The organism is Streptomyces sp. A1136, from assembly GCF_004795055.1.
Lineage (GTDB): Bacteria > Actinomycetota > Actinomycetes > Streptomycetales > Streptomycetaceae > Streptomyces.
In genome coordinates, this window is sequence record NZ_SSBJ01000001.1 from 347318 (window position 1) to 366130 (window position 18813).

At 71.6% G+C, this 18813-nt stretch carries 16 protein-coding genes, 3 tRNA genes and 1 pseudogene; 10 read left to right on the top strand and 10 right to left on the bottom strand.

From position 1 onward, the window contains the following. Positions 1–197: 197 nt before the first annotated feature. The 3 genes and pseudogenes from E6R62_RS01650 to E6R62_RS01660 form a co-directional block, all read left to right on the top strand. Complete coding sequence (locus E6R62_RS01650) at positions 198–1805, top strand: hypothetical protein (RefSeq protein WP_136210562.1); 1608 nt, start codon at positions 198–200, stop codon at positions 1803–1805. Positions 1806–1967: 162 nt separating this feature from the next. Then, entirely contained in the window at positions 1968–3446 is a 1479-nt protein-coding gene (locus E6R62_RS01655; RefSeq protein ID WP_136210564.1) for a N,N-dimethylformamidase beta subunit family domain-containing protein, read from the top strand. Positions 3447–3674: 228 nt separating this feature from the next. Next, positions 3675–4574, top strand: a pseudogene (locus tag E6R62_RS01660) (phosphoribosylaminoimidazolesuccinocarboxamide synthase); the annotation flags it as partial. A 109-nt stretch (positions 4575–4683) separates the two neighbouring features. Here E6R62_RS01660 and E6R62_RS01665 read toward each other — a convergent pair. The 6 genes from E6R62_RS01665 to E6R62_RS01690 form a co-directional block, all read right to left on the bottom strand. Next, positions 4684–4756, bottom strand: a tRNA-Gly gene (locus E6R62_RS01665). A gap of 22 nt (positions 4757–4778) precedes the next feature. Then, positions 4779–5390 carry a response regulator transcription factor gene (locus E6R62_RS01670; RefSeq protein WP_136210569.1) on the bottom strand — a complete coding sequence of 204 codons (612 nt, stop codon included), beginning with the start codon at positions 5388–5390 and terminating at the stop codon, positions 4779–4781. After that, positions 5387–6628 carry a sensor histidine kinase gene (locus E6R62_RS01675; RefSeq protein WP_168713939.1) on the bottom strand — a complete coding sequence of 414 codons (1242 nt, stop codon included), beginning with the start codon at positions 6626–6628 and terminating at the stop codon, positions 5387–5389. Before E6R62_RS01675 ends, E6R62_RS01670 begins: the two co-directional genes overlap by 4 nt. An 86-nt stretch (positions 6629–6714) precedes the next feature. Then, positions 6715–6787 (bottom strand) — tRNA-Gly (locus E6R62_RS01680). Positions 6788–6867: 80 nt separating this feature from the next. Next, a tRNA-Gly gene (locus E6R62_RS01685) sits at positions 6868–6939 on the bottom strand. A gap of 88 nt (positions 6940–7027) precedes the next feature. Further along, a complete protein-coding gene (locus tag E6R62_RS01690; protein ID WP_136210573.1) occupies positions 7028–7345 on the bottom strand; it encodes an Lsr2 family protein in 318 nt (105 codons plus the stop codon). A gap of 349 nt (positions 7346–7694) precedes the next feature. Between E6R62_RS01690 and purS the strand changes: the two genes are divergently transcribed. The 5 genes from purS to E6R62_RS01715 all read left to right on the top strand — a co-directional run bounded on the left by purS (position 7695) and on the right by E6R62_RS01715 (position 12337). Beyond that, positions 7695–7940 carry a phosphoribosylformylglycinamidine synthase subunit PurS gene (gene purS, locus E6R62_RS01695; protein WP_042801325.1) on the top strand — a complete coding sequence of 82 codons (246 nt, stop codon included), beginning with the start codon at positions 7695–7697 and terminating at the stop codon, positions 7938–7940. A 2-nt stretch (positions 7941–7942) separates the two neighbouring features. Then, positions 7943–8623: a phosphoribosylformylglycinamidine synthase subunit PurQ gene (gene purQ / locus E6R62_RS01700; RefSeq protein ID WP_136210575.1), complete on the top strand. Its 681-nt coding sequence runs from the start codon at positions 7943–7945 to the stop codon at positions 8621–8623. Beyond that, positions 8620–10869 (top strand): phosphoribosylformylglycinamidine synthase subunit PurL, encoded by a 2250-nt coding sequence (gene purL / locus E6R62_RS01705; protein WP_136210577.1) that lies wholly within the window; start codon positions 8620–8622, stop codon positions 10867–10869. Before purQ ends, purL begins: the two co-directional genes overlap by 4 nt. 128 nt (positions 10870–10997) lie before the next feature. After that, positions 10998–11789 carry a maleylpyruvate isomerase family mycothiol-dependent enzyme gene (locus tag E6R62_RS01710; RefSeq protein WP_136210579.1) on the top strand — a complete coding sequence of 264 codons (792 nt, stop codon included), beginning with the start codon at positions 10998–11000 and terminating at the stop codon, positions 11787–11789. A 38-nt stretch (positions 11790–11827) separates the two neighbouring features. Continuing rightward, the gene (locus tag E6R62_RS01715) at positions 11828–12337 is read left to right on the top strand and encodes an META domain-containing protein (protein WP_136210581.1); all 510 of its coding nucleotides are present in this window, start codon (positions 11828–11830) and stop codon (positions 12335–12337) included. A 4-nt stretch (positions 12338–12341) separates the two neighbouring features. Here the strand turns inward: E6R62_RS01715 and E6R62_RS01720 are convergent, their stop codons facing one another. Then, positions 12342–13784, bottom strand: coding sequence for a sulfatase (locus E6R62_RS01720; RefSeq protein ID WP_136210583.1), 1443 nt, complete (start codon positions 13782–13784; stop codon positions 12342–12344). Positions 13785–13967: 183 nt separating this feature from the next. Then, positions 13968–14063 (bottom strand): putative leader peptide, encoded by a 96-nt coding sequence (locus E6R62_RS42165; RefSeq protein WP_368773865.1) that lies wholly within the window; start codon positions 14061–14063, stop codon positions 13968–13970. Between the two features lie 147 nt (positions 14064–14210). Here E6R62_RS42165 and purF point away from each other — a divergent pair, with 147 nt between their 5' ends. Both purF and purM read left to right on the top strand, forming a co-directional pair. Next, entirely contained in the window at positions 14211–15728 is a 1518-nt protein-coding gene (gene purF, locus E6R62_RS01725; RefSeq protein ID WP_136210585.1) for an amidophosphoribosyltransferase, read from the top strand. Positions 15729–15864: 136 nt separating this feature from the next. Further along, positions 15865–16935: a phosphoribosylformylglycinamidine cyclo-ligase gene (gene purM, locus E6R62_RS01730; protein ID WP_136210587.1), complete on the top strand. Its 1071-nt coding sequence runs from the start codon at positions 15865–15867 to the stop codon at positions 16933–16935. A 94-nt stretch (positions 16936–17029) separates the two neighbouring features. Here purM and E6R62_RS01735 read toward each other — a convergent pair whose 3' ends face one another. Together E6R62_RS01735 and E6R62_RS01740 are read right to left on the bottom strand one after the other, a co-directional pair. Continuing rightward, on the bottom strand, positions 17030–17293 hold the full coding sequence (locus E6R62_RS01735) for a DUF3073 domain-containing protein (RefSeq protein WP_136210589.1): 264 nt from the start codon (positions 17291–17293) through the stop codon (positions 17030–17032). Between the two features lie 311 nt (positions 17294–17604). Continuing rightward, on the bottom strand, positions 17605–18714 hold the full coding sequence (locus tag E6R62_RS01740) for a Glu/Leu/Phe/Val dehydrogenase dimerization domain-containing protein (protein ID WP_136210591.1): 1110 nt from the start codon (positions 18712–18714) through the stop codon (positions 17605–17607). Positions 18715–18813 lie beyond the last annotated feature (99 nt).

Below are 18813 nucleotides of genomic sequence, written 5' to 3' on the forward strand. Positions count from 1 at the left end.
CGAATGCGGCCAGCTTTACCCAAAGCCATTCCATCGGGTGATCGTGCCGCGGTCTGCCTGACGCCCGGCCCCGCCCCAACTAGGGTGCGGCGCAAGCATTCCGGCACATGGCCCACCGGCATTGCGATGTCAGTGGCGGGTGTCACAGTGGGGGAGTGAGCAAAGCCGCCGCAGGGCAGAGGGGGTGAGGTCCGGCCGTGTCCGGAATCGGGTCGATCGCTGAAGTGGGCGTGCCGTCCGCGCGTTCCCGCGCCCTCGCCGTGCTGCGGGTGCGCAGCAGGGCGCTGGCCGTCGTACTGCTCCCGGCCGCCGTCGCCGTCGTGCTCGTGGCCGCCCGGCTGACGGGCCGGCTGGTCGGTGATCCGTGGCCCGCCGTGACCCTCGTCGTCTGCGTGGTCGCCGCGCTGGTGCTGTTCGTCGGCGGGACCTTCGCCGCGGTGGTGCTGCGCGCCCGCCCGGCGCTCACCCCGACCGTGCCGCTGTCGGAGGCGGCCGCGCCCGACCTGTACCGGTTGGTGCGGGACCTCGCCGACCGGATGGACGTCCCCGCGCCCTCCGCGATAGCCCTGACCCCGGACTGCGACAGCTGGCTGGAGGACCGGACCCACCCCGCCCACCGGAGATCCGGCATGTCGCCGGGCCGACCGGAGTCCGAGCCCGGCGCCGCCCCCGTGCTGGTGATCGGCTCGCCGTTCCTCTGGTGGATGCGGGTCGCGGAGCTCCGCGCCGTGCTGGCGCCCGTCATCGCCGGTACCGGCCCTTCCGCGCACCCGGACATAGCCGACGCGCGCGGCTTCGTGCGCGGGCTGGACGCCGCGGTGGACGTGGGCTCCCGGCGCGGGCTGGGCTGGGTCGCCCGGCCGGCGAGACTGCTGCTGCGGCTGTGCCGGGTGGACGCGGCGGAGATGGAACGCGGTGTGGCGGCTGCCGCATCGGACCGCGCCCAGGACGTGGACTACGGGCTGCGCATCACGGCCCAGGAGCAGGTCGGGCTGGCCTACGCGGGCTGGGACCGGCTGCTCACCCGGGTCGCGCTGCCGGCCTGGCGCATGGGACGGTGGCCGGCTCGGCTCGATGCCGGGGTGGTCTCCGCGCTGACCGAGCTGTCCCGGCGGGACCGGCTGGCCGAGGGCTTCACCTCCCGGCTGGGCGAGCGGCCGGCCTGCGATCTCCTGGAACAGCCCGGCGCGGTGGACGAGGCCGCGTCCCTGCTGGCCGCGCGGCTGTTCCACGGCGGTCCGGCGGAGGCCGGGCCGCAGTGGTCGCCCGTGGACTGGGCGGAGTACCCCGAGCAGGTCGTGGACCGCAAGTGGCGCCTGGAGGCGGCCCGGCTGCACGCGGCCCTCGACGCGCTGGCCGTGCCCGCGGGGCCGCCGGTGGAGCGGGTCCTCGGCTACCTCACCGCCACCGGCGGGCAGGGCGCCGAGGCCGCGGCGCGCGGGGAGTCCCTGGCCGGTTGCCTGGCCCGGGAGGAACGGTCCGCCGGAGGCGGTGCGGAGCCGGCCGGGGGCTCGGCGCGGGCCTCCGACGCGGTGCTGCTGTTCCCGCTCCAGGAGCCGAGGAGCGGGCGGGACCTGCTGACCGACCACGTGACGGCGCTGGTCTGCTGCGCGGCGGTGGACTCGGCCCGGGCGGAGCCGGGCCTGGACTGGCTGGACGGCCCGGTGCTGCGAGTGGCGGGCGAGCGTCGCTCGGACCTCGCGCCGAGCGTGCTCTGCCTGGTGGAGGACGGCGACCCGGAGCCCTTGCGGGCGTGGCTCGCGAAGATCGGCGTACGCCCGGAGAAGCCGGTCCGGCTCGTCTAGGCCCTCTCGCCTTCGCCGGCTCCCCCGTGCGGGCGACGCTCCCCCGAGAAGTTGAATTCGCGAAGGTATTTTCGCGACGAACGGTGACGGAGCGCGTGCTTTATGTGATGTGCTGGGAAGCCGTGGATGTGCGTTCGGGGGACGAGGGAGGGGAGCAACGGTATGGCTACGGACCAGATCCGGCGGTGGGAGTCGGGGGCGCTCGCGCACGCGGTGACCGATCCCTTCGGCCAGGGTCCGCTGCCCTGGTTCCGGGGCAGCGAGCTGTATTTCGACGACACCGGCCACGTCGTGCCCTGGTACGTCGACCCGGCCGTCGCTCCCGGACAGATCCCCCGCGCCCGCAGCAACGGCGGTCCCCGCACCGCCGATGACGTGCACCGGCAGATCAAGGGGTTCGCCTCCACCGGTGCCGTCGCCCCCGGCGAGGCCATCGACTTCCACATCACAGTCGATCCGCCCCAGCAGTTCTCCGTCGACATCTACCGCATCGGCCACTACGGCGGCGACGGCGCGAGCAAGATCCATTCGAGCCCCCGCCTCTCCGGAATCGTCCAGCCGGCCCCGCTCACCGCCGACCGCACGGTCTCGTGTCACCACTGGTGGCTGTCGTGGCGGCTCCAGGTGCCCTCGTACTGGAGCCTCGGCGCGTACGTCGCCGTCCTCACCACCGCCGACGGCTACCGCTCCCACATCCCCTTCACGGTCCGGGACGACCACCGCGCCGACCTGCTCCTGCTGTTGCCCGACATCACCTGGCAGGCCTACAACCTCTACCCGGAGGACGGCCGCACCGGCGCGAGCCTGTACCACGCCTGGGACGAGGAGGGTCGACTGCTCGGCGAACAGGACGCCGCCACCACCGTCTCCTTCGACCGCCCGTACGCGGGCGCCGGCCTCCCCCTGCATGTGGGCCACGCCTACGACTTCATCCGCTGGGCCGAGCGCTACGGCTACGACCTCGCCTACGCCGATACCCGCGACCTGCACGCCGGCCGCGTCGATCCCACCCGCTACCGAGGCCTGGTCTTCCCCGGCCACGACGAGTACTGGTCGGCCCCCATGCGCCGGACCGTCGAGCGCGCCCGGGAGCACGGCACCTCCCTGGTGTTCCTGTCCGCCAACACCATGTACTGGCAGGTCGAGCTCGGCCCCTCGCCCTCCGGGGTCCCCGACCGCCTCCTCACCTGCCGAAAACGCCGCGGCCCAGGCCGACCCGGCCTGTGGCGCGAGGTCGACCGCCCGGAGCAGCAGCTCCTCGGCATCCAGTACGCGGGCCGGGTCCCCGAACCCGCGCCGCTCGTCGTCCGCAACGCCGGCCACTGGCTGTGGGACGCCACCGGGGCCGTCGAGAACGACGAACTCGACGGTCTGGTCGCCGGCGAGGCCGACCGGTACTTCCCGCGCACCCAGCTGCCCGAGCACCAGGATCGGATACTCCTCGCGCATTCGCCCTACCTCGACAGCGAGGGCGCCAAGCGCCACCAGGAGACGTCCCTCTACCGCGCCCCCAGCGGCGCCCTCGTCTTCGCGTCCGGGACCTTCGCCTGGTCGCCCGCGCTCGACCGCCCGGGCCATGTCGACGAGCGGGTGCAGCGCGCCACCGCCAACCTCCTCGACCGGATCTGCAAACGGGACTGACGGGAGAGCCGCGCGCCCCGGGTCTCCTCCACGCCCCCGGAGCCCGCGCGCCCCGGGTCTCCTCGCACGCCCCCGGAGCCCCCGTCCCGGACTCCCGGACCCCGTCCAGGCCCCGCCCCGCGTCCCGACGTGCCGCTCGCACGCCGGGGCGCCCGGGCCCCGCGTCGGGCAGCCCGGCCGGGTACGGGACAATAGGAGCGCGCTCGTACAGAACCACAGGGAGACCCCGTGTCCGGATTCGTCGAAAAGCCCGAGCCCGTTCAGGTGCCCGGCCTCGTCCACCTCCACACCGGGAAGGTCCGCGACCTCTACCGAGACGGGGACGGCAACCTCGTCATGGTCGCCAGCGACCGGATGTCCGCCTTCGACTGGGTGCTGCCCACCGAGATCCCGGACAAGGGACGCGTCCTCACCCAGCTCTCCCTGTGGTGGTTCGACCAGCTCGCGGACCTCGTCCCGAACCACGTCATCAGCACGGACCTGCCCGCCGGCGCCCCCGCCGACTGGGCCGGCCGCACGATGATCTGCCGCAACCTCGACATGGTCCCCGTCGAGTGCGTGGCCCGCGGCTACCTCACCGGTTCCGGACTCGCCGAGTACCGGCAGACCCGCACCGTCTGCGGACTCGCGCTTCCCGAGGGCCTGGTCGACGGCTCCGAGCTGCCCGCCCCGATCTTCACCCCGGCCGCCAAGGCCGAGGTCGGCGAGCACGACGAGAACGTCTCCTACGAGGAGGTCGCGCGCACCGTCGGCGCCGAGACGGCGGCCGCGCTGCGCCAGCTCACCCTCGCCGTCTACAGCCGCGCCCGGGACATCGCCCGGGACCGGGGGATCATCCTGGCCGACACCAAGTTCGAGTTCGGTCACGCGGCCGACGGCGCCCTCGTCGCCGCCGATGAGGTGTTGACCCCGGATTCCTCGCGCTTCTGGCCCGCCGACCAGTGGGAGCCGGGCCGCACGCAGTTCTCCTACGACAAGCAGTACGTGCGGAACTGGCTGAACTCCCCCGAGTCGGGCTGGGACCCGAAGGGCGAGCTCCCGCCGCCGGCGCTGCCGCGCGAGGTCGTCGAGCAGACCCGCGCCAAGTACATCGAGGCCTACGAGCGGCTCACCGGCCTGAGCTGGGCCGCCCAACACGGCGCCCCCACGCGCTCCGCGTCCCAGGCGGCGCCCGCGACCCCCGAGTCCTGAACACGAGGAAGCCCCCCGGTCCAGGACCGGGGGGCTTCCCATTTTGAGCGGACAACGCGACTCGAACGCGCGACATCCACCTTGGCAAGGTGGTGCTCTACCAACTGAGCTATGTCCGCAGGCGCCGTAGCGCGGTACCCACTATACCCAACCCCGCGCGCGTGCGAGACGCACCGCCGTGTGCCGGTTCTCCGCACCCAGCTTCGTCGCCGCCGAGGACAGGTAGTTGCGTACCGTTCCCGGGGACAGGCGCGCCCGCTCCGCGATCTCAGCGATCGGCGCCCCGTCCCCGGCCAGTTCCAGTACCTCCGCCTCGCGGGCGGTCAGCGGCGAATCCCCCGCGCTGATCGCGTCGGCCGCCAACTCGGGGTCCACGTAACGCCCTCCGGCCTGCACGGTCCGGATCAGTTCGGCCAGCCGCTGCGCCGAGACGGTCTTGGGCACGAAGGCCCGGACGCCGGCCGCGAGGGCCCGCTTGAGGTGACCGGGGCGACCGTGGCTCGTCACGATCATGACCTTGCAGTCCGGGAGTTCGGACCGCAGCGATGTGGCCACACTCACACCGTCCGCTCCGGGCATCTGCAGGTCCAGGACCGCGACGTCGGGCCGGTGGGCCCGGGCCATGGCGAGCGCCTCCGGTCCGGTGGCCGCCTCCGCGACGACCAGCAGGTCGTCCTCCAGGGCCAGCAGCGCGGCCAGCGCCCCGCGGATCAGGTGCTCGTCGTCGGCCAGCAGGACCCGTAGGGGGTTCACGCGTCCACCTCCGTCGTCCGCGCGCCGGGGATCCGCGCGACGAGCCGGAACCGGCCGCCCTCCACGGGGCCGGCCCGCAGGGCGCCGTCCACGACCGCGAGCCGCTCGCGCAGCCCGGCGAGTCCCGACCCGGGCGGCCCGGCGGGCGCCCCCGCGCGGGCGCCGTCGTTCTCCACCAGCAGCGTCAGCGCGCCGTCCGGCCCTTCCTCCGCCGACAGTCGGATCAGGCAGCTGCCGGCGTCCCCGTGCCGCAAGACGTTGGTGGTCGCCTCCCGGACCACCCACCCCAGCGCGGACTGCACGTCGGCCGGCAGTGCGCGCCCGGCGTCGTACTCGACCCGGCAGTCCATCCCGGCGGCGCTCAGCACCCCCCGTGCCCCCTCCAGTTCGACCGCCAGGTCCGCTCCCCGGTAGCCGCGCACGACGTCCCGTACCTCCCGCTGGGACTCGCGCGCGATCCGCTGCACCTCGATCATCTGGTCCACCGCCTCCGGACGTTCCCGTCGGGCCAGTTGCACGGCCAGCTCGCTCTTGAGGGCGATCACGGCGAGGTTGCGGCCCATCACGTCGTGCAGGTCCCGGCCGAACCGCAGCCGCTCCTCGGCCACCGCCAGCCGCGCCTGGTACTCCCGCGAGCGCTCCAGCTCGCGCACGGTCTGCACCAGCCACGCGGAGAAGCCGGAGGTGGCGCTGAGGAAGAGGCCGCTCGTCAACACCCCGATGGCGCACCCGAGGGCGACCGCCGCCGGGAGGCCCGTGGCGAGCGAGGCCCCGCCGGTGAGGAGGGCCGCGGCGAGCGGCGCGTAGCTCATCTGCCGGGCCCGATCGAGGCACAGGGCGAACGATCCGCAGGCGAAGCCCGTCATGCCGATCATCGGAGCGGGGACCACGGCCGTGTCCACGCGGCCCGTTCTCACCAGGAGAAGGGCGGTCAGGCAGGCGGCGCCCGTGAAGACCGCCGTCGCTACCGCGAGCCGCACCGGGCGCGCACGGCGCCCGGTGAGCCAGTCCAGCGCCCGGGAGGAGAGGAAGCCGACGAGGACGGCCTGGGCGCACACCAGCAGGAACAGTCCGCCGGCGACGGGCCAGGAGGACCGAGTGGGGTCATTACCGGCCGCCGACGCGAGGGCGCCCAGGCCGAAGGACGCGACTTCGAGCACCACGAACAAGTGGAAGGACCAGCGGGTGTAAAGCTCGACCTTGCCCGCGCTGCCGCGGTTGCGCCACCACCCGGTCATTGTGGGCACGTCCCGGCCTCCCGAGTTCCCGGCTACCCCGACATACGACAAAGGCCCTGATCTGTGATCAGGGCCTTTACCGACTGAGCGGACGACGCGACTCGAACGCGCGACATCCACCTTGGCAAGGTGGTGCTCTACCAACTGAGCTACGTCCGCATGCTCGCCACGACACGAATGCCGTCGCGGTGCGTGCAACACTCTACCCGATCCACAACCGTGGTCGGTAAAGCGTGCAGAGCGGGTGACAGGGATTGCACACTGCGCCTCCCCCCTGGAAGGGGGGTGTTCTGCTACTGAACTACACCCGCACGACCTTCGGGGCTTTGACCTGCGGTCTGGCCCCTCGGCGTGATCCACACACTAGCCGATCAGAGGGGGTGGATGGCAAATCCGGGGTCAGTGGGCAGCGTTGTAGGCCTCGTAGACCCGCTTCGGGATGCGGCCGCGCGGCGGCACGTCGTGGTCGTGGGACCGGGCCCAGGCGCGGACGGCGGCCGGGTCGGGGGCGATGCTGGTGTGCCGGTACGCCTTGCCCGAGCGGGCCTGCCGGCGGCCGGCGGCCACGTAGGGCGCCAGGCTCTTCCGCAGTTTCTTTGCGTTGGCCGGATTGAGGTCGATCTCGTACGACTTACCGTCCAAGGCGAACGAGACCGTTTCCGCCGCTTCTCCGCCGTCGATGTCATCGGAGAGCGTGACTACTACGCGCTGCGCCACGGATATCGGTCCCTTCGTGCGAGGTCACCACGTGCTGACGTGCGGTGATGTCGCCTGTGTGGATGTTTCGGAGCAATGCGTCAATCCGTCCCGGTCGCGGGGTGAAAAATGTCCGCGAACCGAGGGATTCCTTTGTACCGCGATTCTCATTGAATTGCGAAGCCCAGTTAATTCTCTCCGCGTGTCCGGCCGCAATGCCGGGCGAGTGGTTTTCCGGTGGATTTTGCGAAGCGTTGGTGAAGCCCAAACGGCGTGCCTGAGGGGGCCGGAGATATCTACCCGCGTAGAAATTTCGGGCGGGTACGCTGGAGGAACCGCCTTCGCACCAACCACCACACGGGAGTGCCCGATGGCACGCGTCGTAGTCGACGTCATGCTCAAGCCGGAGATCCTCGACCCCCAGGGCCAGGCGGTGCAGCGTGCACTGCCGCGCCTGGGCTTCGACGGGATCGCCGACGTCCGCCAGGGGAAGCGCTTCGAACTGGAGGTGGAGGGACCGGTCGACCAGGCCGCCCTCGACCGCATCCACAAGATGGCCGAAACGTTCCTCGCCAACACCGTCATCGAAGACTTCACCGTGAAGGTCGAGGCCTGACGGTGACCACTCGCATCGGAGTCGTCACGTTCCCCGGAACGCTCGACGACCGTGACTCGCTGCGCGCCGTGCGCCTCGCCGGGGCCGAGCCCGTTTCGCTGTGGCACCGCGACAAGGACCTCCACCAGGTCGACGCGGTCGTCCTCGCGGGCGGCTTCTCCTACGGGGACTACCTGCGCGCCGGGGCCATCTCCCGCTTCTCGCCGGTGATGGAGACCATCATCGACCAGGCGAAGGCAGGCATGCCCGTCCTGGGCATCTGCAACGGCTTCCAGGTCCTGACGGAGGCCCACCTGCTGCCGGGGGCGATGCTCCGCAACAACCACCTGCACTTCATCTGCCGCGAGCAGAAGCTGCGCGTGGAGAACGCGGGGAGCGCGTGGACCGGCGACTACAGCGCCGGCCAGGAGATCTCCATCCCGCTCAAGAACATGGACGGCCGCTACACCGCCGACGAGCACACGCTCGACGAACTGGAGGCCGAAGGCCGAGTGGCCTTCCGGTACCTCGACGGGAACCCGAACGGCTCGCTCCGAGACATCGCCGGCATCACCAACGCCGCCGGTAACGTCCTCGGCCTCATGCCGCACCCCGAGCACGCGGTCGAGCCGCTGATCGGAACCGGCCGCACCGACGGCCTCCCGTTCTTCACGTCGGTCCTGAAGAAGCTGGTTTCCGCATGACCCTCGATACCGTCAAGAACGCCACCGGCACCCCGGACGCGGCGCAGCCGTGGAAGGAACTCGGCCTCAAGGAGGACGAGTACGCCCGCATCCGGGAGATCCTCGGCCGCCGTCCCACGGGCGCCGAGCTGGCCATGTACTCCGTCATGTGGTCCGAGCACTGCTCGTACAAGAGCAGCAAGGTCCACCTGAAGCAGTTCGGCGAGAAGGCCCCCGAGAACACGGCCATGCTCGTCGGGATCGGCGAGAACGCCGGCGTCGTCGACGTCGGCCAGGGCTACGCGGTCACCTTCAAGGTCGAGTCGCACAACCACCCCTCGTACATCGAGCCCTACCAGGGCGCGGCCACCGGCGTCGGCGGCATCGTCCGCGACATCCTCGCCATGGGCGCCCGCCCGGTCGCCGTCGTGGACCCGCTGCGCTTCGGCGCGGCCGACCACCCCGACACCAAGCGCGTCCTGCCGGGCGTGGTCGCGGGCATCGGCGGCTACGGCAACTGCCTGGGCCTGCCCAACATCGGCGGCGAGGTCGTCTTCGACGCCTGCTACCAGGGCAACCCGCTGGTCAACGCCGGTTGCATCGGTGTGATGAAGCACGAGGACATCCACCTCGCCAAGGCGTCCGGCCCGGGCAACAAGGTCATCCTCTACGGTGCCCGCACCGGCGGCGACGGCATCGGCGGCGTCTCCGTGCTGGCCTCGGAGACCTTCGACGACAGCAAGCCGACCAAGCGCCCCGCCGTCCAGGTCGGCGACCCCTTCCAGGAGAAGCTCCTCATCGAGTGCACCCTGGAGATCTTCAAGGAGAAGCTGGTCGCCGGCATCCAGGACCTCGGCGGCGCCGGGCTGTCCTGCGCCACCAGCGAGCTGGCCTCCGCCGGCTCCGGCGGCATGCGAGTCGAGCTGGACACCGTGCCGCTGCGCGACGCGACCCTCTCGCCCGAGGAGATCCTCATGAGCGAGTCGCAGGAACGCATGTGCGCGATCGTCGAGCCGCAGCACGTCGACCGCTTCATGGAGATCTGCGAGAAGTGGGACGTCATCGCCACCGTCATCGGTGAGGTCACCGACGGGGAACGGCTGGAGATCTTCTGGCACGGCGAGCAGATCGTGGACGTGCCCCCGGGCACCGTCGCCCACGAGGGCCCGGTCTACCACCGGCCCTACGCCCGCCCCGAGTGGCAGGACGCGCTCCAGGCGGACGACGCGGGGAAGCTGCCCCGGCCGCAGACCTCGGAGGAGCTGCGCGCGCAGGTCCTGGCGCTGGTCTCGTCCCCGAACCAGGCGTCGAAGTCCTGGGTCACCGACCAGTACGACCGTTTCGTGCAGGGCAACACGGTGCTCGCGCAGCCCGAGGACGCCGGCATGGTCCGCATCGACGAGGAGACCAACCTCGGCGTCGCGATGGCCACCGACGGCAACGGCCGCTTCGCCAAGCTCGACCCGTACACGGGCGCGCAGCTCGCGTTGGCGGAGGCGTACCGCAACGTCGCCGCGACCGGCGCCAAGCCGCTGGCGATCTCCGACTGCCTGAACTTCGGCTCCCCCGAGGACCCGGGCGTCATGTGGCAGTTCGCCGAGGCCACGCGGGGTCTCGCGGACGGCTGCCTGGAGCTGGGCACCCCGGTGACCGGCGGCAACGTCTCGCTCTACAACCAGACCGGCGACATCGCCATCCACCCGACCCCGGTCGTGGCGGTCCTCGGTGTGATCGACGACGTCAACCGCCGTACGCCGATGGCGTTCGCGGAGGCCGGCCAGCTGCTGTACCTGCTCGGCGACACGGCCGAGGAGTTCGGCGGCTCGGCGTGGTCCCAGGTCGTCCACGACCACCTGGGCGGCATGCCGCCCAAGGTCGACCTCGGCCGCGAGAAGCTGCTCGGCGAGATCCTGATCTCGGCCTCGCGCGACGGCATGATCGACGCCGCGCACGACCTGTCGGACGGCGGCGTGATCCAGGCGCTCACCGAGTCCTGCCTGCGCGGCGGCAACGGCGCGCGGGTCGTGGTCCCGGAAGGCCTGGACGCCTTCACCTTCCTGTTCTCCGAGTCGGCGGGCCGCGCCATCGTGGCGGTCCCGCGCAGCGAGGAGCTCCGCTTCACCGACATGTGCGGTGCGCGGGGCCTGCCGGCGACCCGCATCGGCGTGGTCGACGGTGAGGAGATCGAGGTCCAGGGCGAGTTCACCATCCCGCTCGCGGAACTGCGCACCGCCCACGAGGCGACGATCCCGGCGCTCCTCGCCTGAGACGTCCCCCGCCACGAGGCCCCCGCCCGGCAGTTCCGGGCGGGGGCCTCGTGGCGTGTGCCCACCGTCCCGCGCACGCCGTGCGGAGCAGGCCGCGGGCCGGGCCGCGGCCGAAGTAGGGTCGGGCCATGCCGCCCGCCAAGAGGAAAACGCGTACCTACGACTCCGCCAGGATCCGCGCCGCCGTCACGGCCCAGTTCGGCCATGTCGCGGACGCCGTGCGGGAACTGACCCCCGAGCAGCTGGCCCGGCCCAGCGGGCTGGGGCAGTGGACGGTCGGGGACCTGGCCGCGCACATCGCGTGGATCGCGGACTCCTTGGCCGCGGGTCTCGCCCGGCCGCCCGCCGCCGTGCCGGAGCTGACCGCCGTCGAGTGGCCCTCCGTCACCGCGTCGCTCGCCGGGAAGATCGCCGAGGCGGCGAAGGAGACCTTGATCGGGGCGCCCCTGCCCGAGTTGTACGAGCGCGCCGGGGCCCGGCTGGCCGAGCAGCTCGCCGCGAACCCGGACCGCCGGGTGTTGAGCCTGTGGATCGGGGCCATGACCCTGGGGGACTTCCTGGTCACCCGGACCGTGGAGTTGGTGGTGCACACCGATGACCTGAACCGGGCCACGGGGCTGGCCGTACCGATCGAGCGGCAGGCCCTCGCCGCGTGCACCCGGCTGCTCGCGGACGCCCTCGCCGTCACCGCGCCGGGCGGGTCGGTCGAGGTACGGATTCCGCCCTTCGCGGTGGTCCAGTGCGTCGAAGGACCCCGCCACACCCGGGGTACCCCGCCGAACGTGGTCGAGACCGACCCGCTGACCTGGCTGCGGCTCGCGACGGGCCGCACCGGCTGGGCCGAGGCGGTGCGGGAGGCGCACGTACGGGCCAGTGGAGAACGGGCGGACCTGTCGGCGCTGCTGCCCTTGATGAGCTGAGCGGGGAACCGGCCGGGCGGCCGGTCCGTCACAAGGACATGCGTACCCCACGCCCCTCGCTGCCCGCCGTCGCCTTGGCCCTCGTCCTGTCGGCTGCCGGCGCCACCGCCTGCGGAGCGCAGGACGCCTCGCCCCGGCCCGTACATTCCGGGACCGTCGACGGGAAACCCTCCCCGGCCGCCGACGCCCCGCTGACGGCCACCTCGTGGGTCGTCACCGCCTTGGACCGGGGCGCCGAACGCTCCCCCGTGCCCGCGGACGCCGATGGCAGGGCACGCTTCACCCTCGCCCCCGACGGCGCGGCGAGCGGCGGCCTCGGCTGCAACCGGTTCACGGCGAAGGCCACCGTCGAGGGCGCCTCACTCACCTTCGGGCCGATCGCCTCGACCCGCATGGCCTGCGCGGGGGGCGCCGACGAGGTCGAACGGGCCCTGACCGCCTTGTTCGGCGGTGGCCCACTCGGTTGGCAGGTCCACGGCCGGACCCTGACCATCACCGGCGCGGACGGCTCCGGCCTGACCGCCGAGGCGGCCTCCGCGGCGGAGTGACGCCTCACCCCGGGTACGGCAACAGCCCCGCGTTCGTCTCCTCCCACGCCGCCCGCAACCGGGCCAACCGCTCCGGTTCCACGGCCGCCTTGTCGGCCTGCTCGCGCACGTCCCCGGCCAGGTTGAAGAGCTGGTCGCGCCCGCTCTTGCCCTGGTAGTACTTCCAGTCCCCGCGACGCAGCGCCCGCTCCCCGCGCACCCGCCAGAACAGGTCCCGCTCCGCGAGCCGCTCCCCGCGAAGCAGGTACCCCGCGAGGCTCACCCCGTCCAGCGGATAGGCCGGGTGCGGTCGGGCGCCCGCCAGCTCCAGCAGCGTCGCCGTCCAGTCCGGGCTGAACACCGGGACGCGGCTGACCTGACCGCCGTCGAGCCGGGCGGGCCAGCGCACGAGCGTCGGCACCCGGATGCCACCCTCTTGCAAGGACGCCTTGTTCCCCGACAGCGGCCAGTTGTAGGAGAAGCGCTCGCCGCCGTTGTCGCTGGCGAAGACGACCAGGGTGTCCTCCTGTCGCCCCGACCGTTCGAGTGCTTTCAACACCTCGCCCACGGAGCGGTCCAGGTCCTCCACCATCTGCTTGTACTTCTCGACCGACCCGCCGTCCTGGTGCCACAGCGCCCGGGGGTCGCCCGCCTTGATCCGCCGGACGATCTCGGCGCTCTCCGCGGTGTCCCCCTCCGCGATCCACGGCCAGTGCGGGGTGGTGAAGTTGAGGTTCAGCAGCCAGGGCCTGCCGTGGTCGCGGGAGACGTACTCGCTCGCCCGCTCGGTGATGATCCGCGTGAAGTACCGCAGGTCCTTGTACTCGGTGTCGCCCTCGTACAGGTCGTACTCGCCGTTCAGGCCCAGCTTGGAGTAGTACTCCAGCGCCCCGCCGAAGTTGCCGAAGAACTCGTCCCAGCCCGAGCGGGTCGGGCTGTAGTCGGGCAGGTAGCCGCAGTGCCACTTGCCGATCAGCGCCGTGGCGTACCCGGAGTCGCGCAGCAGCGAGGCCAACGTCGGGTGCGTGGGCTCCAGACCGGCCGACTTGTCCGCGATCGGCTCCGCCAGGCCACCCTTCGTACGGCCCGGGTAGCGGCCCGTGTACAGGCTGAACCGGGTCGGGGAGCAGGTCGCGGAGCCCGAGTAGGCGTCGGTGAAGCGGACGCCCTGGCGGCCCAGCCGGTCCAGGTTCGGCGTCTTGATGTGCGGGGAGCCGTAGGAGGACAGGTCCGCCCAGCCGAGGTCGTCACCCAGGATGAACAGGATGTTCGGGCGCCGGGAGTGACGTCCCCGCGCCGCCCGGAACTCCTGCTCGCCGCGGGCGGCCTCCGGGGTCCCGGCGGCGGTGTCCTCCCGCGCCAGGGCAGCGGCGGGCGCCGAGCCCAGGCCCACCGCGGCGGCGGCCGCGCTCACACCCACCGCGCCGCCGAAGGCACGCCGGGACAGGGGGGATTCGTACGTGGTCACAAGTACTCCAAGGCACGGCCCGCCGGCCCGGCTCCGGGCGGCGCGGGACGGCGCACGGCACGGCGGAACGGGCTCCGGCGGGGAGCGGTAAGGGGGCGCGCGGACGGGAGCGCGAAAGGGAACGGAAGGCGGCGCGGGAAGCGCGCGGGTCAGCGGCGTGTGACTACGCCCGGCGGCGTGTGACTACGCGGGGCAGCGACAGATGGCGCTCGCGACACGGACCAGGTCCACGTGTCGGCGCTCGACGAGGGTGACGGCGTGGTCACCGAGGGGCTGCATGGGGCGAGAGCCTGTCGAATGCCCGCGTACCTGTCAACAAGGAGTTCCGGATACCGAGACGGAAGCGTCCGGTCACCCTGTGTGCTGTGAGATTTCCCGGCCGTCGCCAATTCGGACCAGTGGTCGATCTCGCCTACACTCGGAAGCGTGCCTCGTGGTGATGGACGACTCAACCACGACCTGCTCCCCGGCGAAAAGGGCCCCCAGGACGCTTGCGGCGTCTTCGGTGTCTGGGCTCCGGGTGAAGAGGTCGCCAAGCTCACCTACTTCGGACTGTATGCACTACAGCACCGCGGACAAGAGTCCGCGGGAATCGCTGTGAGCAACGGTTCCCAGATCCTCGTCTTCAAGGACATGGGCCTCGTTTCCCAAGTCTTCGACGAAACCTCTCTCGGCTCGCTCCAGGGTCATATCGCGGTCGGTCACGCCCGCTATTCGACCACCGGGGCCTCCGTCTGGGAGAACGCCCAACCGACTTTCCGCGCGACCGCCCACGGCTCCATCGCCCTGGGTCACAACGGCAACCTGGTGAACACCGCCGAGTTGGCCGAGATGGTCGCCGACCTCCCCCGTCAGGACGGCCGTGCCACGCAGGTGGCGGCCACCAACGACACCGATCTGGTCACCGCCCTGCTGGCCGGCCAGACCGACGACGAGGGCAAGCCCCTGACCATCGAGGAGTCGGCCGCCAAGGTCCTGCCTCAGGTCAAGGGCGCGTTCTCGCTGGTCTTCATGGACGAGGGAACCCTCTACACCGCCCGTGACCCGCAGGGCATCCGCCCGCTGGTCCTCGGCCGCCTGGAGCGCGGCTGGGTGGTGGCGAGCGAGACCGCCGCCCTCGACATCTGTGGCGCCAGCTTCGTCCGCGAGGTCGAGCCGGGCGAGCTGATCGCGATCGACGAGAACGGTCTTCGGACCTCTCGATTCGCGGAAGCGAAGCCCAAGGGCTGTGTCTTCGAGTACGTCTACCTGGCGCGCCCGGACACCGACATCGCCGGCCGGAACGTCTACCTCTCGCGGGTCGAGATGGGCCGGCGCCTGGCCAAGGAAGCCCCGGTCGAAGCGGACCTGGTGATAGCGACGCCGGAATCCGGCACGCCCGCCGCGGTCGGCTACGCCGAGGCCAGCGGCATCCCGTACGGCTCCGGCCTGGTCAAGAACGCCTACGTGGGACGGACGTTCATCCAGCCCTCGCAGACCATCCGCCAGCTCGGCATCCGACTCAAGCTCAACCCCCTCAAGGAAGTCATCCGGGGCAAGCGCCTGGTGGTCGTGGACGACTCGATCGTCCGCGGCAACACCCAGCGCGCCCTGGTCAAGATGCTCCGCGAGGCCGGCGCGGCCGAGGTCCACATCCGGATCTCCTCGCCGCCGGTGAAGTGGCCGTGCTTCTTCGGCATCGACTTCGCCACCCGGGCCGAGCTGATCGCCAACGGCATGACGGTCGACGAGATCGCCACGTCGCTCGGCGCCGACTCGCTCTCGTACATCTCGCTCGACGCGATGGTCGAGGCGACCACCATCCAGAAGCCCAACCTCTGCCGTGCCTGCTTCGACGGCGAGTACCCGATGGAGCTGCCCGACCCGCAGCTGCTCGGCAAGCAGCTCCTGGAGACCGAGCTCGCGGGCGGCACCGACGCCGCCGACGCGCTCCGGCGCCCGTAGGACGCACCGGACCCGTCCCCTCCCACGGACGGGTCCGCTCCGCGCACCCCGTACAACCTGCGCCCGGCCCTGTCTTTCAGGCTTTTCCCAGGGCCGTGCACCACCCGCAGTAACGACACGAAAGCTCTCTCCTGTCATGACAGAGAAGACCACCGGTGCCAGCTACGCAGCAGCAGGTGTCGACATCGAAGCGGGAGACCGCGCCGTCGAGCTCATGAAGGAGTGGGTGAAGAAGACGCAGCGCCCCGAGGTCCTCGGCGGCCTCGGCGGTTTCGCCGGCCTCTTCGACGCCTCCGCCCTCAAGCGGTACGAGCGCCCCCTGCTCGCGTCCGCCACCGACGGCGTCGGCACCAAGGTGGACGTCGCCCGCCGGCTCGGCGTGTACGACACCATCGGCCACGACCTGGTCGCGATGGTCATGGACGACATCGTCGTCTGCGGCGCCGAGCCGCTCTTCATGACCGACTACATCTGCGTCGGCAAGGTGCACCCCGAGCGTGTCGCGGCCATCGTCAAGGGCATCGCCGAGGGCTGTGTCCTCGCGGGCTGCGCCCTGGTGGGCGGCGAGACCGCCGAGCACCCCGGCCTGCTGGGCCCGGACGACTTCGACGTGGCGGGCGCGGGCACCGGTGTGGTCGAGTACGACCGGCTGCTGGGCGCCGATCGCATCCGTACGGGTGACGCCGTCATCGCGATGGCCTCGTCCGGTCTTCACTCGAACGGGTACTCGCTCGTCCGCCACGTGCTCCTCGACCAGGCGAAGATGCCGTTGGAACAGCACGTCGACGAGCTCGGACGGACCCTCGGCGAAGAACTGCTGGAGCCGACCAAGATCTACTCGCTGGACTGCATGGCCCTCACCCGTACGGCCGAGGTCCACGCCTACTCGCACATCACGGGCGGCGGCCTCGCGGCCAACCTGGCCCGGGTGATCCCGGACCACCTGCACGCCACGGTGGACCGCTCGACGTGGGCCCCCGGCGCCATCTTCGACCTGGTCGGCAAGACCGGCCGGGTGGAGCAGCTGGAGCTGGAGAAGACCCTGAACATGGGCGTCGGCATGATGGCCGTCGTCCCGCAGGAGTCGGTGGACGTGGCCCTGACCGCGCTGGCCGACCGGGGCGTCGACGCCTGGGTCGCGGGCGAGATCCTGGACCGCGGGAACCACGCCGAAGGCGCGACCCTCACAGGTTCCTACGCGAGCTGAGCAGCACTGAAACCCGGTCCGGGGCGATGCCCTGGACCGGGTTTCACTACTTCGAGTCGCTCAAGACTCTGAGCGGGTGCAGACGCGCTAGGCGTCAAGCGCCGCGACGGTGCGCCGACGGACCGGACTCTTCGTCCTCGTCCTCGTCGTCATCGCTGTTGTACAGCTCCGCGTACTTGGCGTACGGGTCGTCGTCGTCCAGATCGTCATCGACTTCGACCGGCGCGCTGATAGGCAGCGGCTCTGTCGGCGATGCGCCCAGCTCATTGGCCAGACGCGAGAGGTCAGTCCCGCCGCTGTTGTACTTCAGCTGGCGGGCGACCTTTGTCTGCTTGGCCTTGGCCCGGCCGCGCCCCATGGCTCGACCCCCTCGGTGACGGGGCTCGACGGCCCCAGAGTCTGACACGCGTTCATGGTTCGGAGCGGGCTCTCCGTGAAGAGACCGTCCGTAGGGGTTCAACGGTACCTGCTTCCGCGGCCATACGGTACGCCGCCCGCATGACGCGCCCCGGTGCAGGACCAACGAGACACCCCGTACTCGCTGGTCAGCTGCGATATTAACCCGTTCCGGGCCGGCGACCCGCCGAAGCACAGTGAGTTCCGTCTCCCCCGCGCCCGGGGAGACCCTTCCGGCGCCGGCGGAAGGGTCCCCCCGGGGTGGCGGGAGGGTCAGACGGCCCGCGCGGCGCGGGCGTCCGACATGCGCTGCTCGGCGATCCGGTCGGCGGCCGCGGCCGGCGGGATGCCGTCCGCCTTCGCACGTGCGAATATGGCCAGCGTGGTGTCGAAGATCTTCGCCGCCTTGGCCTTGCAGCGGTCGAAGTCGAAACCGTGCAGCTCGTCCGCGACCTGGATGACCCCGCCCGCGTTCACCACGTAGTCGGGGGCGTAGAGGATCCCGCGGTCCGCGAGGTCCTTCTCCACACCCGGGTGCGCCAGCTGGTTGTTCGCGGCGCCGCACACGACCTTGGCGGTCAGGACCGGCACCGACTCGTCGTTCAGGGCGCCGCCCAGCGCGCAGGGGGCGTAGATGTCCAGGCCCTCCACGCGGATCAGCGCGTCCGTGCCGGCGACGGCGGTGACCCGGCCCGCGTACTTCCCGCTGGCGTGCTTGTCGAGGATCGCCTGCACCGACTCCTGGCGGACATCGGTGATCACGACCTCCGCGCCGTCCTCCAGCAGGTGCTCGACCAGGTGCTTGCCGACCTTGCCCACACCCGCGACGGCGACCTTGCGGCCGCGCAGCGTCGGGTCGCCCCACAGGTGCTGGGCGCTCGCGCGCATGCCCTGGAACACGCCGAAGGAGGTGAGCACCGAGGAGTCGCCGGCGCCGCCGTTCTCGGGGGAGCGCCCGGTCGCCCAGCGGGTCGCGCGGGCCACGACGTCCATGTCGGCGACGTACGTGCCGACGTCGCAGGCGGTCACGTAGCGACCGCCGAGGGAGTCCACGAACCGGCCGTAGGCCAGCAGCAGTTCCTCGCTCTTGAGGGTGTCCGGGTCGCCGATGATCACGGCCTTGCCGCCGCCGTGGTCGAGACCGGCGAGGGCGTTCTTGTACGACATGCCGCGCGAGAGGTTCAGCGCGTCACGGACGGCTTCCTCGTCCGAGGCGTACGCGTGGAAGCGCGTACCGCCGAGGGCCGGGCCCAGGGCGGTGGAGTGGAGGGCGATGACGGCCTTGAGGCCCGTGGCTCGGTCCTGGCACAGCACGACTTGCTCGTGGCCGCCCTGTTCCGTACGGAACAGGGTGTGCAGGACGCCGTCGGTCATTTCGGTCACGGTGGTGACTCCCATGGAAGAGATGCGGCGGAAAGACGCCCGCCCTGCGGGTGGGGGAGGGCGCGCTGGGAGCAGCGTAAGACCTGGGAGGCCGATGGG